A 13870-nucleotide genomic window follows, 5' to 3' on the forward strand; every position below is an offset into this window, starting at 1 on the left:
GTCCCAGATCATCTTCTGGATCGTCCTGGCGCTCTGCGTGTTCCTCGGCGTCTTCCCGAAACTTCTGGGGCTGGACGCCGAGGTGGAGCGGGTGTTCCCCTGGGTCTTCCTGCCACTAGCCGGACTGGTCTTCCTTTTAATCCTAAACTTCCTTTTCATCTCGATCCGGCTGGACGATGAGGGCCTCTCCGCCCGCCTGGGCGTATTCCGGACGCGGGTCCGTTGGAACCAGGTGACCGGTGCCGAGATGGACACCCTGCCCGGATCGGCCTACGGCGGTTGGGGAGTCAAGGGGGGCCGCGTCGGCGGCGATTACGTCCAGGTTTACTCCACCGTCGCCCACCGGCGGGTGGCGGTGAAGCTGGCGGGACACAAGCTCGACAAGCTCATCTTCTCGACGAAAAAGCCCGCGGAGGTGCTGCGGCTCGTCAACGAGCGGGCGGCCGCGTAAGGGCGTCGGGGATAAACTTTATCTCAAACGACAGGCACCGCAGAGTCAGGGAGTTCAATGGAGCAGACGGGAACCATTATCAAGGTCGCTGGCCCCCTGGTGGTGGCCACCGAGATGTCCGGCGTGCGGATGTACGACGTCGTCCTGGTCTCGGAGTCGAGGCTGGTGGGCGAGGTGGTGGAGCTGACCGGAGACCGGGCCAGCATCCAGGTCTACGAGGAGACGGGCGGCATCGGCCCCGGTGAGCCGGTGTTCACCACCGGTATGCCGCTCTCCGTGGAACTCGGACCGGGGCTGATGTCTTCCATCTACGACGGCATCCAGCGCCCACTCGCCGTCATCCGTGAAAAGACCGGCGACTTCATCACCCGCGGCGTCCGCGCCGACGGCCTGGACCGCGGGCGGAAATGGGAGTTCACTCCGAAATTCAAGGCCGGCGCCGAGGTCGTACCCGGCGACATCCTGGGGGTATGCCCAGAGACCTCCCTCGTCGAGCACCGCGTGCTGGTCCCCCCCGGAGTCAAGGGGAAGCTCGCCGCCCTGGACGCGGGCTCCTACACCGTGGAAGAGCCCATCGGCAGGATTAAAACTCCCGAAGGCGAAGTGGAGCTAAAGCTGATGCACACCTGGCCGGTGCGCAAGCCCCGCCCCTTCGCCCGGCGCATGACCCCCGAAGAGCCCCTCGTCTCGGGACAGCGCGTCATAGACGCCTTCTTCCCCGTGGGAAAGGGCGGGACCGCCTGCGTCCCAGGGCCCTTCGGCTCCGGCAAGACCGTCATCCAGCACCAGCTCGCCAAATGGGCCGACGCCGATATCGTCGTCTACGTGGGCTGCGGCGAACGCGGCAACGAGATGACCGACGTGCTCATGGAGTTCCCCGAGCTCAAGGACCCGCGCTCCGGCGAGCCGCTCATAACACGCACGGTGATGATAGCCAACACGTCGAACATGCCGGTGGCGGCGCGGGAGGCCTCCATTTACACCGGCATCACCATCGGCGAGTACTACCGCGACATGGGGTACTCCGTGGCGCTCATGGCCGATTCCACCAGCCGGTGGGCCGAGGCGATGCGCGAGATGTCGGGGCGCCTGGAGGAGATGCCCGGCGAGGAGGGTTATCCGGCATACCTGGGAACGCGTGTGGCCGAGTTCTACGAGCGGGCCGGACGAATAATCTGCCTCGGCTCCGACGAGCGCGAGGCCTCGTTGACGGTCATCGGCGCCGTCTCCCCCGCCGGCGGCGACCTCTCCGACCCCGTCGTCCAGGCCACCCTGCGCGTGGTCAAGGTCTTCTGGAGCCTGGAGGACAAGCTGGCCTACAAGCGCCACTTCCCCGCCATCAGCTGGCTCAACTCCTACAGCCTCTACACCGACAACATAGCCGAGTACCTCAAACGGAAAATGGGCGAGGACTGGATTCCCATGCGAGACGAGGCCATGGCGCTGTTGCAGCGTGAGGCGGAGCTGGAGGAAATCGTCCGCCTGGTCGGTATGGAATCCCTCTCTCCCAACGACCGCCTGGTCATGCAAACCAGCCGCTCCATCCGCGAGGATTTCATGCACCAGGACGCTTTCCACCCCGTGGATACCTTCTCCAGCGCCAACAAACAGTACCGGATGCTGAAGCTCGTGATGAACTTCCACCGCGGCGCCAAGGCGGCCCTCGAGACACCGGAGCTGAACCTGGACGCGCTCTTCTCGCTGCCCGTGACCGGGGACATCGCCCGCGCCAAGTTCACGCCCGAAGAGGACGTAGAGGCGAGCTTCGACCGCATCGAGAGCGACATGCAGAAACAGATCGAGGAGCTCATCTCCGAAGGACCGGGAATGTAAGACCATGTCGAAAATGAAGAGCACTCACCGCATCATGTTCCTGGCGGCGGTCGCGGCACTGCCCCTCTTTCTGGCCTGTGAGAGTTCCGACGACGAGTTTGCCGGCATGACTCCGTGCGCCGAGGTCACATACCCCGACACGGTGGGCATCGCGCCGGCCGACGAGCCTCTGGTCAGCTTCTACGCGTCGCTGGACCCGGCGAGACCCCTGATCCTGCGCGAGGAGAACGTCTCGACCTATGTCGTGCTCCCCAACTGCGACACCACTGAAATCGGCTCGCCCCGGGCGGAGGTCAGCTACTCCGAAGCCGAGAAGGAGCCGTACCTCCGGCTGACGCTCGACGGTCTGGATGGGGTGGTCAAGCTGGCCGACCTCCCGCGGGGCGAGAGCTACTGCATCAAGAACGTCAACCTGGCCCTCCAGGTGGTGCGCGTCGGCAGCCTGGAGATTTCGGGAGCCGTTTTCGCCCGTTTCCCGCACTGCTCAGTCGCCATCAAGACGCCCAACCCCGCGAACTGGATCATCGAGGCGGCCCTCCTCCCCCCGGAGGCTATGCAGCCGACCGGGCCGTCGGCGGGAGAGGGGGAGGCCGAGGCCAACGATTTCGGCACCGGCACACCGGAACTGGCCAATCTGGAACGTTTCTTCCTCACCCTGCAGGGCGGCGTGGTAAACAACACCCAGCTCACCATCCAGGGCCAGTACACGGGCGACCAGTCGGTGACCTCGGGACAGATGTTCTTCTCGCCGGCGCCCGCCACCCCCGCCGAGGCGGAGCAGATAAAAAGCTCCACCGTGGAGCGCATCCGCGACCTCTATCTGAACGCCCCGGGCTGGAAGGTGGCCGAACGGCTGACGGTGGAGGCGCTGGGCTGGAACGAGCCCTACTTCTCGAGCCTGGTCAACTGGTCGGGAACGGAGGTGGACGTCCGGCTGACCTGGAGCGACCCCGCATCGAGCACCGTCATCTACCAGGCGGTGGACACCATCGGCCTGGTCCGCTGGACCGACTTCCTCTGGTATGTGGACGTGGACCACATCCTGCGCCTGGACCAGCCGGCGGGAGAGAACAGGCTCTGGACGGGCTACCAGTCCCCGGCGGACGTGACGTCCCCCGGCGGGACGGTCCTGGAAGAGGCCGACGCCGCGGAACAGCCTACGGACGAGTAATAGCCCATGTTGAATGCAGACACTATCCAGAAATGGGGCGCGTAAATGGGAAACTATCTCTACTACGGCGACAATCTGGACATCCTGCGGCGGTACGTCGCCGACGAGACGGTTGACCTCGTTTACCTCGATCCGCCTTTCAATAGCAATGTTGTTTATAGCGCCTTTTTCGCCGAAAAGAACGGCACACGGGCAGCGGCGCAGATCAAGGCTTTCGAGGACACCTGGACATGGAATGTGGAGTCGGAAGCCACCTATGCGGAACTCGTGACGGCAGGCGGGAAGGTCTCGGACGCGCTTCAGGGGTTCAGGCGATTTCTCGGCGAGTGTGACATGCTGGCCTACCTGGCGATGATGGCGCCGCGCCTGGTGGAGCTACGTCGCGTGCTGAAGCCGACCGGGAGCCTCTACCTGCACTGCGACCCGACGGCAAGCCACTACCTGAAAATGCTCATGGACGCGGTGTTTGGAGCCAAGCAGTTTCGGAATGAAATCACGTGGTGTTACACTGGTGCGGCATCTCCTGGACAGAGGTACTTCAACCGGAAGCACGATGTTGTTTTCTGGTACTCACGGGGCGAGGAGTGGACATTTAACCCCTATGTCCTTGAGATTCCTTTTGCAGAATCCACGCGCCGGAGAGCGCAACACGTTGATGGCAGCTTCGGCAAAACACGGTCTAAACCTCTTCCAGAGTGGAAGTTCCCAGATGATTGGTGGGCCGACATCATCGCGCTTAAAGCAGGAAAGGAGCGCCTCGGCTACCCCACCCAGAAGCCCGAAGCCCTCCTGGAGCGCATTATCGAGGCCAGCAGCAATGAGGGCAATCTGGTGCTGGACCCCTTCTGCGGCTGCGGGACCACGGTTGCCGTTGCCCAGCGCCTCAACCGCCGATGGATCGGCATAGACATTACCCACCTGGCCGTTACGCTCATCAAGAACCGGCTACAGAACGCCTTTGGCGCCGCCGTAGCCCAGACCTACCAGCCCATCGGCGAGCCGACCTCACTTCCCGATGCCGCGACGCTGGCCGAGTCCGACCCGTATCAGTTCCAGTGGTGGGCGTTGGGTCTGGTGGGTGCGCGGCCGGTGGAGCAGAAGAAGGGCGCGGACAAAGGGATTGACGGGAAGATCATCTTCCAGGGTGAGAAGACCGGGGAGTTTGAAACGGTGATTCTCTCGGTGAAGGCCGGGAAGACCGGCTCCGCGCACGTCCGCGACCTGAAAGGGGTCGTCCTGGGCCGGAAAGATGCGGCAATCGGGGTGTTAATCTCGATGCAGGAACCGACCCGCGACATGAAGACCGAAGCGGCTACGGCGGGTTTCTATGAGTCCGCCACCTGGGGGCGTAAGTACCCGAAGATTCAATTGTTGACGGTGGCAGAGCTGCTGGCCGGAAAACAGATTGATATGCCGCCGCTCAAGCAGGTGGGGGCGACCTTCAAGAAGGCTCCCAAAGTGCAGAAGAGAGAACCGGATACTGAAAGCATGATTTAACTCATTGATGAAGTAAAACTGGTCAGCCCGCGCCTTCTCTGAGGTTCAAGCCAACGGAAGAAGACTGATGAGCGATAAGAAGCAAACCGCGGTGCAGCCGCTCAAGGAGTACCTCTCCACCCAGGAGATAGCCGGTCCGCTGATGCTCGTCGAGGGGGTCGAGGGGGTCAAGTACGAGGAGCTGGCCGAGATCGAGCTCCCCTCGGGAGAAATCCGCCATGGGCGCGTTCTCGAGGTGCACAAAGACAAGGCCCTGCTGCAGCTCTTCGAGGGCGCGACGGGGATTGACATCCCCACCTCCCGCGTCCGCTTCCTGGGCCGGGGGGTCGAGCTGGGTGTGTCCCGGGAGATGCTCGGGCGGGTCTTCGACGGCCAGGGGAGGCCCATTGACGACGGGCCGGAAATCATCCCCGAGGAGCGGCGCGACATCAACGGCTCACCCATCAACCCCTACGCCCGAGACTACCCCAACGAATTCATCCAGACCGGCATCAGCTGCATTGACGGCCTGAACACCCTGGTCCGCGGGCAGAAGCTGCCGATATTCTCCGGCTCGGGGCTGCCGCACCAGCAGATGGCGGCGCAGATCGCCCGCCAGGCCACCGTGCTCCAGTCGGGCGAGGGGTTCAGCGTCGTCTTCGCGGCCATGGGCATCACCTTCGAGGAGGCCCAGTACTTCATTGACGACTTCCGACACACCGGGGCCATAGACCGCGCGGTGCTCTTCATGAACCTGGCCAACGACCCGGCCATCGAGCGCATCTCCACGCCGCGCATGGCCCTGACCGCCGCCGAGTACCTCGCCTATGAGATGGACATGCACGTGCTGGTCATCCTCACCGACATGACCAACTACTGCGAGGCGCTGCGCGAGATTTCCGCGGCCCGGAAGGAGATTCCCGGCCGGCGCGGGTACCCCGGATACCTCTACACCGACCTCTCCAGCATCTACGAGCGCGCGGGGCGGATCAAGGACCGCCGCGGCTCCATCACCCAGATTCCCATCCTCACCATGCCGGAGGACGACAAAACCCACCCCATCGCCGACCTCACCGGCTACATCACCGAGGGGCAGATGATCCTCTCCCGCGCCATGCACAAGAAGGGCATCTACCCGCCGGTGGACGTCATGCAGTCTTTGTCCCGGCTGAAGGACAAGGGCATCGGCGAAGGCAAGACCCGCAAGGACCACGCCGACGTCTTCAACCAGCTCTTCTCCGGCTACGCCCGGGGCAAGGAGGCCCAGGAGCTGGCGGTGATTCTGGGTGAGGCGGCGCTCTCGGACATAGACAAGATTTTCTTCAAATTCGCCGACGAGTTCGAGCATCGTTACATCGCCCAGGGGGACCACGAGAACCGCGGGGTATTCGACACGCTGGACCTTGGCTGGCGCCTGCTGGCGGCTCTGCCCCGGGCGGAGCTCAAGCGCATCCGGCCGGAGTACCTGGATGAGTTCCTGCCGCGATTCACTGCGACGAGTTAAAGAAAGTCTCCTCACCTTCCTTAAAAAATCGAGCGGGCCGCTCCGGCCCGCTTTAGATCAGTTCAGGGTGATGCTGCATCAGCCAATCCCTGACCCTTTGCAGCAGATCCCGCGCTTGTGAGCTCATGGTCTCGGCATCTTTCTCCGATACTGTGCCAACGCAACCATAGGTCGTTTGATTGCGTTTCCGGCGGAAGCGTTCAAACTGGGCGATCAAGGCCGGCGGATAGTTGATAGTATAGAGTAATGACTGGATAACCAAATAATGATGGGCTCGATGGGGAGGACGATAACCTTCGGCCCGTAAGGGGGTCAGAGCCGCGAGTAAGGCGGCGGAATAGGAGATATTGAAACACCACTCCTGACTGAGCCCGATGACGGAGCTGTCTGCGAGGTTGCGTTCGACGACCGCCAACAGATCAGCAATCTCTCGCGGCGACGAAGGCTCCGCCTTGAGCTGATTGGCCGACACCCAATCTCTCCAGTTCATCCGCTCCTCCGATTAGAAGGATGAATGGCTTACCGAGAATGGCGGACAGGAAATGACTCCCCTCCGATAACCTCCGTCGGAACTCCTCCACCCCAAAAAGCTGCAGGTCTACTTCCCGTTTCAGGGTGGACTCCAGCTCCATGATCCTTTCCATCAGCTCTGCGTGTTCCGTCTCGCCCACGATGAGCAGGTCCACATCGCTCCCCGAATTTTCCTCCCCACAGGCGAAGGAACCGAAGATGAGCGCAAGTTGGATACGTCCACGCAGGGGTTCAAGGGTTTGACGGACAACCCCGACAACGCCGCAGGTTTTAATAACCAGGGAGTGGAGCTCTTGATAAATGGGGCAGGTGGGATTGGGACCGTAGAAAACCTCTCTACCGTGGCGTCTCCGCGACAAGATGCCCGCAGCGACGAGGTAAACCAGCTCCCGTTGCACCGAACCATGACCACGGCCCATCTTCCGAAGCAGCTCCCGCGTATAGAACTCTTCATCAGGATGGGCGAAGAAGAGGGCGAGCAGGTCACGACGCACAGGGGGGAACAGAGTTAAATTTGGTTTATATGTACCCATAACTGGTACATATGTACCAAATTCAGGTACATTTGTCAAGATGTTCACCGCAGGTTTTGGCGGCGGCGCAGGAACCACTCGCCCACGACGACTAAAATCAAGGCCCCCAGAAGCCAGGGACTGGCCCGGAGCGGCTCCCGCCCGTACACCTCCGGGGTCGCGCCGGGACCGAGCGGCAACTCGTCCTCTGGACCGTAGAGCAGCCGCCCGCCTCCGAGCGACGCCAGGAGGGCCAGGGAAGGCGCGTCCGGCGAAAGTTTTACGAACTCCGAGAAATCGGGCTCGACCACCAGCGGCTCCTCGGCCGTCTGTCCGCCCAGCTCGGCGCGCACGACGTAGGCACCCGCCCCTTCCGCGGTGAACGACCCCCGCCAGCGTCCCTCCCTCGCCTCGGTCAGTTCCACCGCGAGCCCGCCTTCATCCCCGATTCCGCGAACCGAACACTCGGGCTCACCGCCTGCCACGCCGGTGATTTCGACGCCCACGGCCCGCCCGGTCACGGCCCGCCGCCGGTCCAGGGTCAAGAGGAGCCGCCCGTCGGAGACCGGCGAGGAGAGGTAGGCGAAGAGGTCCGACACTAAAACGTCGTAGGGGTTTTCGCCTTCCCCACCCGCGTCGAGCGCCCATCGCCACCACCCGCGCCCCCACATCACCACCCTGGGAGCGCCGGAGGCGGCGAGCGTCGCGCCGGGAACCCGCCGCCCGGAAGGATTTTCAAGAACCAGGGGCGACCCGTCCGCGTCCCTCAGCCCTTGCGGGTAAGTGAGGAGGGCGGGCAAATCGGCCCCGGCCAACCCGCCGAAGGGCCCGCCGGTCGCCTGGACGACCCGTGCCTGACCGTCTACGAGCCGCACGTCGCCCGTGTCGCGCGGGATGGGGAAGAGTTCGCGGAGGGCGCCGCCGGCGGGGACGACCAGCCCCGGTCGCCCCAAAAGCAGCCCCACCCCACGACCCTCGGCGATGCGCCGAGAGATTTCTGAAAGAAGCTCCCCCTGGGGAACGAGGTCCACCAGGAAGAGGGCATCGGGCGCGACCGGCTCCGGCTTCCGGGCCTTTCCGTCGGCGTCGTAGAAGGCGCCGTCGGCCCGTCGGTAGAGGAGGCTCGCCTCGACGCCGGGCAGGCGCCCCAGAGAGCGTTGGAGAAATGAGGAATCCGGCCCCGGCTCGCCGGCCAGCACCAGGGCCGTCATCTCCCCCTGCCGTACGTCCACCAGCAGCCGCCGGACGTTGTTCAAGGGCGTGGCCTCGGACTCGAGGGTCGGCGTTTCGAACTCGACGAGCCACCAGCCCTCGACGGGAGGGGTGAAGTGGAACAGGGCGACCGCCGCACCCTCGGACAGGTCCGCCACGGTCGGATCGAGCTCGACCTCGCGCCGACCGCCGAAAACCTCCCTAGCCGAAGCCCGCACGGTCGCCTCGGTCGGTCCATTCCCGACGAGGCGCACGTCCACCTGAAACAGGGCGCTCTTGCCCGCCAGGGCCAACCGGGGTCCGCGCGGCGCGTCCAGGGCGACGTCGAACTTGGACGCGCCACCGACGGCCACGGCGTAAACCGGGAAGGGGGCGTCGAGGCCCGCGACGGGGATCCGCCCTCCACCGTCTCCCGCCACGACGACCGCCGCCAGGTCGGGTCGCCGGGAAGCGAGCTTTTCCACGGCCTCCAGCGTGTCGGCGGCGGAAAGCTCCCCGAGCCGGTACACCGACCAGTCGAGGTCGGGATGTGCCGTCCGGAGGTTCTCCGCCAGTTCCTCGGCGTATCCGGCGCGGGTGCGCCCCACGGCATCGGCCAGGGACATGCTGGCGCTGTCGTCAATGACCAGGGCGGCGGCGGGTGATTCGAGCGGACGTTGAATCTGGCAAGCCAGGTCGGCAAAAAGAAGGGCCGCGAGGGTTATGGCGATGCCACGGAGCAAGACGAACGCGACCCTCCAACCGGGCCTAAGGTCCGGCCTCCGGTACAGAAGGGCGACCAACGCCGTGGCACCCAAAGCCACGAGCAGGGCCCAGGGCCACCACTCGGCCAGGCTCATCCGTCCTCCGGGGTAAAAGACAAGGATACCATCGCCGCCGGGGTTGGGGCAATCGTCGTCTTGTCACCCGTTCCCGCCTCTGCTAAAATTTTCCCGCCTTTTTTCCGGAGGATCCGTGCCCCCTCTCGACCGTCTGCTGCGGTATCTCAGGGATTACCTGCCTTTTACCGACTTGTGCGAGCGCCTGTCCGGTGAGGCGACCCCGGGGCTGGACCTCGCCGGGCTGCCCGCCGGGGCGAAGGTGTTCCTGACGGCGGGGCTCTCCGACGCCTTAGCCGAGAAACCCGTCCTGCTCCTGACCACCGACGAGGAGCGCGCCGAGGCGCTGGCGGCCAGCCTGGGCTCCTTCGTCGGAAACGCCGTCCACCTGCCGGACTGGGAGCTCCTTCCCTACGAGCTCCACTCGCCGGAGCGTCAGACATCCGCGGACCGGCTGGAGGCTCTTTACCGGCTCGGCGCGGGTTTTGCGGGAATCCTCGTCGCCACGCCGGCGGCCCTCGCGCGAAAAATATTACCCAAAGACGCCCTCCTCGCGCACGTCTTCGAGATCAGACCCGGGACGGAGCTGCCGCCCGAGGAGCTGGCCCGACGGCTGGGCGTCATGGGGTACCGGCGGGTCCCGCTGGTCGAAGTTTCCGGCGAGTACGCCCGCCGCGGCGGGCTGTTCGACCTCTACCCCCCCGGCGCGGAGGGGCCGGTCCGCCTGGAATACTTCGGGAACATCGTCGAAGGCCTGCGCCGTTTCGACCCTGAAAGCCAGAGAACCGAAAAGGGCGTGAAATCGGTGACGGTCCTCCCGCTCCGCGAGGTGGTGGTGGAGAGCGCGACCGTGGAGCGGCTGCTCTCCGGGTTGGAGCGGGGCGAAACCCGCGCGAGGCTGGAGAGCCTTTTCGCCCGCGAGCCCTACTTCGACGGCATCGAGTATCTTATGGGAAATTTTTACCCGGAACTCGGGGGACCCCTGGACTACCTGCAGGCGCCTCCGCTGGTTGTCTTCGACGACTTCGGGCTCTTCGATGCTGCCCGGCGGGATTTCGCCGGGCTGGCCCGGAGCGAGTACGAAAACACGCTCGCCAACCCTCCCCGGCTGACCCCCGACGGCCTCGCGTCGCCGACGGCGCCCCACACCCTGGACGGCCTCGGGGAGCGGAGCCAGAAGTACCCATCTTCCATCCCCATGCCGGCCGTCGAGCCGGCGCGGCTCTACGACGACCTCGAGCGGCTGACCCGCCTGGAGTGTATCGCGCCGCCGCTGGAAGCCCTCCCGACCCAGCGATACCACGGGCTCCTGGAAACCCTCTTCACCGACCTCTTGGACTGGGAGGCCCGGGGCTGGCAGACGGTTCTTACCTGTGAGACCCGGGGTAAGGTGGAGCGTCTGGAGGAGATACTGGCGGGGGAAAGCCTGTCCCCGCCGGTGGTCCAATGCCCCCTGGCGGGCGGGGCGGTGATGCCCGGGCTCGGCCTGGTCCTGGTGACCGACGACGAGCTCTTCGGGCGGGTGGCGCCGCTCACGACGCGCGGAAGGCGGAAGGTCACCAACCTCGACACCTTCCGGTCCCTGGAGCTCGCCGAGGGGGACTACGTCATCCACACCGATCACGGCGTCGGCCGCTTCCTCGGCCTGGAGAAGCTCGAGCACGGGGGCGAGGAGGCCGACTTCGCGAAAATCGGCTTCCAGGGGGACGCCAAGCTGTACGTCCCCATCTGGAACCTCGGCTGCCTGGAGCGCTACGACGCGGCCGAGGGGCAGAGAGTGGCGGTGGATAGGCTGGGCGGCACCCGCTGGCAGAACACCAAACAGCGGGTCAAGAGGGCGGTGGCCAGCCTGGCCGCCGAGCTCATCGCCGTGCACGCCCAGCGGGACGCCCTGCCGGGCCACGCCTTCGCCCCCGACGCCGTCTGGCAGACCGAGATCGAGGAGAGCTTCCCCTTCACCGACACCGATGACCAGCGGCGGGCCACCGTCGAGGTCAAGGGGGACATGGAGCGCGGGCGGCCCATGGACCGCCTCCTCTGCGGCGACGTGGGCTTCGGCAAGACGGAGGTTGCGGTCCGGGCGGCGTTCAAGGCGGTGATGGACTCGCGCCAGGTCGCCATCCTCGTGCCCACCACCATCCTGGCCGAGCAGCATCTCGATACCTTCCGCTCGCGCCTGTCCCCCTTCCCGGTCCGCGTCGAGATGCTCTCCCGCTTCATCCCCCCCGCCCGCCAGCGGGAGATAGCAGCCGACACCCACCGGGGCGAGGTGGACATTTTAATCGGCACCCACCGCCTCCTCTCCGGGGACGTGCGCTTCCGGGAGCTGGGGCTCATCATCGTGGACGAGGAGCAGCGGTTCGGCGTCGGGCAGAAGGAACTGTTGAAGCAGCGGTACAGCCAGGTGGACGTGCTGACCCTGACCGCGACCCCCATCCCGCGGACGCTGCATCTGGCGATGATGGGCGCCCGGGACGTCTCCAACATCCAAACCCCGCCGGCGGGGCGGTACCCGATAAAGACCTACATCGGCGAGGCGTCGGACGCGCTCATCCTGGAGGCGGTGGGGCGCGAACTGGAGCGCGGCGGGCAGGTATTCTTTATCCACAACCGCGTCCAGTCCATAGACTCCGTCGCGGCCTACCTCCAGGAGCGGATGCCGGACGTGCGCTTCGGCGTCGCCCACGGACAGCTCCCGCCCCGCCGGCTGGAGTCCGTGATGCACGACTTCATCGCCCACGACTACGACGTCCTGGTCACCACCACCATCGTCGAGAACGGCACCGACATCCCCAACTGCAACACCATCATCGTCAACCGGGCGGATCGGTTCGGGCTGGCGCAGCTCTACCAGCTCCGGGGCCGGGTAGGCCGGGGAAAGCACCGGGCCTACGCCTACCTCTTCACCCCCCCGCGTCGGGTGATAGGCGAGTTGGCCTACCGGCGGCTGGCGGCGGTGGCCGAATTCAACGAGCTGGGCTCGGGCTACCGGCTGGCGCTCAAGGACCTCGAACTGCGCGGGGCGGGGGACGTGCTGGGGCCGCAGCAGTCGGGCTTCATCGAGCAGGTCGGCTTCGACCTCTACGTGCGGCTCCTGCGGGAGGCCGTGGCCGAGCTCCGGGGGGAGGCGGCGGAAGTCCGCGAGCCGCAAACCCAGGTCACCGGCGATTTTTCCGCCTACCTCCCCGACGGGTACGTGGGGAGCCCCGAGCTCAAGCTCCGGCTCTACCGTCGGCTGGCCGAGTGCCGGACCCTGGACCGGGCGGGGGAGCTCAAGGAGGAGTTCGCCGACCGCTTCGGCCCCCTTCCCCGGGAGGTGGAAAACCTCTTCGCCGCCCTGGAGGTCAAGCTCCTGGGCGATGCCGCAGGTGTCAAGGAGGTGCGGACGAGCGGGAGGAAGATAAGCCTCACCTTCGACGACTTTTCTCGGGCGGGCCGGGTGAATCTGACCGGCTGCGCGGCGGTGAGCGATATCCGACCGCGGATCGGCGCCCACGGACTGGGGCTCCTGGAGGCCTGGGCGGTGGACGACCCGCTCCGGGCGGCCGGGGAGCTCGTCGCGCTTTTGAAGAAATCCCTCGCCGACGGTTGATTCCACCGGCACTTGACCGGGGGAGAGGCGATTGTTACCGTTACCCGTGTCCGAAAGGAACCGGGATGGGCTTCGTTGACTGGCGCAGCGGGGTATGGCTCCTCGCCCTCGGGCTCTTGGGCTTGCTCCTGCCGATATTCTACGATTTTTCCACCCCCGCCGGCGAGTGGGTTATGCCGGTTTGGCCGTTCTACGTCCTCGCGACCCTCGGAGCCGTCCTCACCGGAATCGGTGTCTACAACAAGCTGAAAAGGCGCAAATAGAATCGGAGCGAACATGGCCCGAGCGCGCAAAAAGGGCATATTCCTGACCATCGGCATCACCATATTCCTCCTCGGCCTCGCCGGGACGATTATGAGCTTCTTCGACTACAACCTGGTGATAGCCGGGGCCGAGCTCGAACAGCCCGTGCCTTACATTCTGCTGGGCGTCGGCGCCCTCATCCTCATCGTCTACCTCGTCGTGATGATCATCAAGGCCCGGAGCAGCGGGTAGTGCTTTACGTCGGCGTCCTGGAGGCGGAGCTTTTCATCCCCGAGGCCCGCAGCAAGAAGGAGCGGCGCCGGGTGGTGACCTCCATCAAGGAGCGGGCCAAGAGCCGGTACAAGGTTTCCGCGGCCGAGGTGGGGAACGCGGACCGTCTCCAGGCCGCCACCCTCGCCTTCGCCACCGTCGCGGGAAGCTGCACCGTCGTCGAGGAAACCCTGGACACCCTCGAGCGCCTCGTCTACTCCGGTGAGGCGGAGGTTACGTGGATCCGACGGGCGGTT

Annotated in this window: 12 protein-coding genes; 9 read left to right on the forward strand and 3 right to left on the reverse strand. The window is 65.3% G+C overall.

What is annotated here, in order from left to right:
- The 5 genes from NTW26_11365 to NTW26_11385 all read left to right on the forward strand — a co-directional run.
- Positions 1-451: hypothetical protein (locus NTW26_11365; protein ID MCX7022845.1), on the forward strand; the 451-nt coding region annotated here is incomplete at its 5' end.
- Positions 452-508: 57 nt separating this feature from the next.
- The gene (locus tag NTW26_11370; protein MCX7022846.1) at positions 509-2284 is read left to right on the forward strand and encodes a V-type ATP synthase subunit A; all 1776 of its coding nucleotides are present in this window, start codon (positions 509-511) and stop codon (positions 2282-2284) included.
- Between the two features lie 4 nt (positions 2285-2288).
- Positions 2289-3455, forward strand: coding sequence for a hypothetical protein (locus NTW26_11375; GenBank protein MCX7022847.1), 1167 nt, complete (start codon positions 2289-2291; stop codon positions 3453-3455).
- Positions 3456-3500: 45 nt separating this feature from the next.
- Positions 3501-4952: a DNA methyltransferase gene (locus NTW26_11380; GenBank protein MCX7022848.1), complete on the forward strand. Its 1452-nt coding sequence runs from the start codon at positions 3501-3503 to the stop codon at positions 4950-4952.
- 67 nt (positions 4953-5019) lie between these two features.
- Positions 5020-6435, forward strand: coding sequence for a V-type ATP synthase subunit B (locus NTW26_11385; protein MCX7022849.1), 1416 nt, complete (start codon positions 5020-5022; stop codon positions 6433-6435).
- 52 nt (positions 6436-6487) lie between these two features.
- On the opposite strand, the gene NTW26_11390 is transcribed toward NTW26_11385, so the two are convergent.
- From NTW26_11390 to NTW26_11400, 3 genes are all read right to left on the reverse strand, one after another.
- Positions 6488-6907, reverse strand: a complete 420-nt coding sequence (locus NTW26_11390) for a hypothetical protein (protein ID MCX7022850.1) — start codon at positions 6905-6907, stop codon at positions 6488-6490.
- On the reverse strand, positions 6855-7385 hold the full coding sequence (locus NTW26_11395) for a nucleotidyltransferase domain-containing protein (GenBank protein ID MCX7022851.1): 531 nt from the start codon (positions 7383-7385) through the stop codon (positions 6855-6857). Before NTW26_11395 ends, NTW26_11390 begins: the two co-directional genes overlap by 53 nt.
- Positions 7386-7543: 158 nt before the next feature.
- Positions 7544-9529: a hypothetical protein gene (locus NTW26_11400; protein MCX7022852.1), complete on the reverse strand. Its 1986-nt coding sequence runs from the start codon at positions 9527-9529 to the stop codon at positions 7544-7546.
- 115 nt (positions 9530-9644) lie between these two features.
- Here NTW26_11400 and mfd point away from each other — a divergent pair, with 115 nt between their 5' ends.
- The 4 genes from mfd to NTW26_11420 form a co-directional block, all read left to right on the forward strand.
- The gene (mfd, locus tag NTW26_11405; protein MCX7022853.1) at positions 9645-13100 is read left to right on the forward strand and encodes a transcription-repair coupling factor; all 3456 of its coding nucleotides are present in this window, start codon (positions 9645-9647) and stop codon (positions 13098-13100) included.
- A 65-nt stretch (positions 13101-13165) separates the two neighbouring features.
- Entirely contained in the window at positions 13166-13363 is a 198-nt protein-coding gene (locus NTW26_11410) for a hypothetical protein (protein MCX7022854.1), read from the forward strand.
- A gap of 13 nt (positions 13364-13376) precedes the next feature.
- Positions 13377-13595, forward strand: a complete 219-nt coding sequence (locus NTW26_11415) for a hypothetical protein (protein MCX7022855.1) — start codon at positions 13377-13379, stop codon at positions 13593-13595.
- A partial coding sequence (locus NTW26_11420; GenBank protein MCX7022856.1) for a DUF503 domain-containing protein occupies positions 13595-13870 on the forward strand: 276 nt, incomplete at its 3' end. The genes NTW26_11415 and NTW26_11420, both read left to right, overlap by 1 nt.

It is taken from the genome of bacterium, assembly GCA_026398675.1.
Taxonomy (GTDB): domain Bacteria; phylum RBG-13-66-14; class RBG-13-66-14; order RBG-13-66-14; family RBG-13-66-14; genus RBG-13-66-14.

Excerpts from the sequence above, each read along its gene's own strand:
- NTW26_11375 (MCX7022847.1), top strand. The coding sequence starts at position 2,289 with ATGTCGAAAATGAAGAGCACTCACCGCATCATGTTCCTGGCGGCGGTC.
- NTW26_11380 (MCX7022848.1), top strand. The coding sequence starts at position 3,501 with ATGGGAAACTATCTCTACTACGGCGACAATCTGGACATCCTGCGGCGG.
- NTW26_11400 (MCX7022852.1), bottom strand. The coding sequence starts at position 9,529 with ATGAGCCTGGCCGAGTGGTGGCCCTGGGCCCTGCTCGTGGCTTTGGGT.
- NTW26_11410 (MCX7022854.1), top strand. The coding sequence starts at position 13,166 with ATGGGCTTCGTTGACTGGCGCAGCGGGGTATGGCTCCTCGCCCTCGGG.
- NTW26_11415 (MCX7022855.1), top strand. The coding sequence starts at position 13,377 with ATGGCCCGAGCGCGCAAAAAGGGCATATTCCTGACCATCGGCATCACC.
- NTW26_11370 (MCX7022846.1), top strand. The coding sequence starts at position 509 with ATGGAGCAGACGGGAACCATTATCAAGGTCGCTGGCCCCCTGGTGGTG.
- NTW26_11395 (MCX7022851.1), bottom strand. The coding sequence starts at position 7,385 with ATGGGCCGTGGTCATGGTTCGGTGCAACGGGAGCTGGTTTACCTCGTC.
- NTW26_11385 (MCX7022849.1), top strand. The coding sequence starts at position 5,020 with ATGAGCGATAAGAAGCAAACCGCGGTGCAGCCGCTCAAGGAGTACCTC.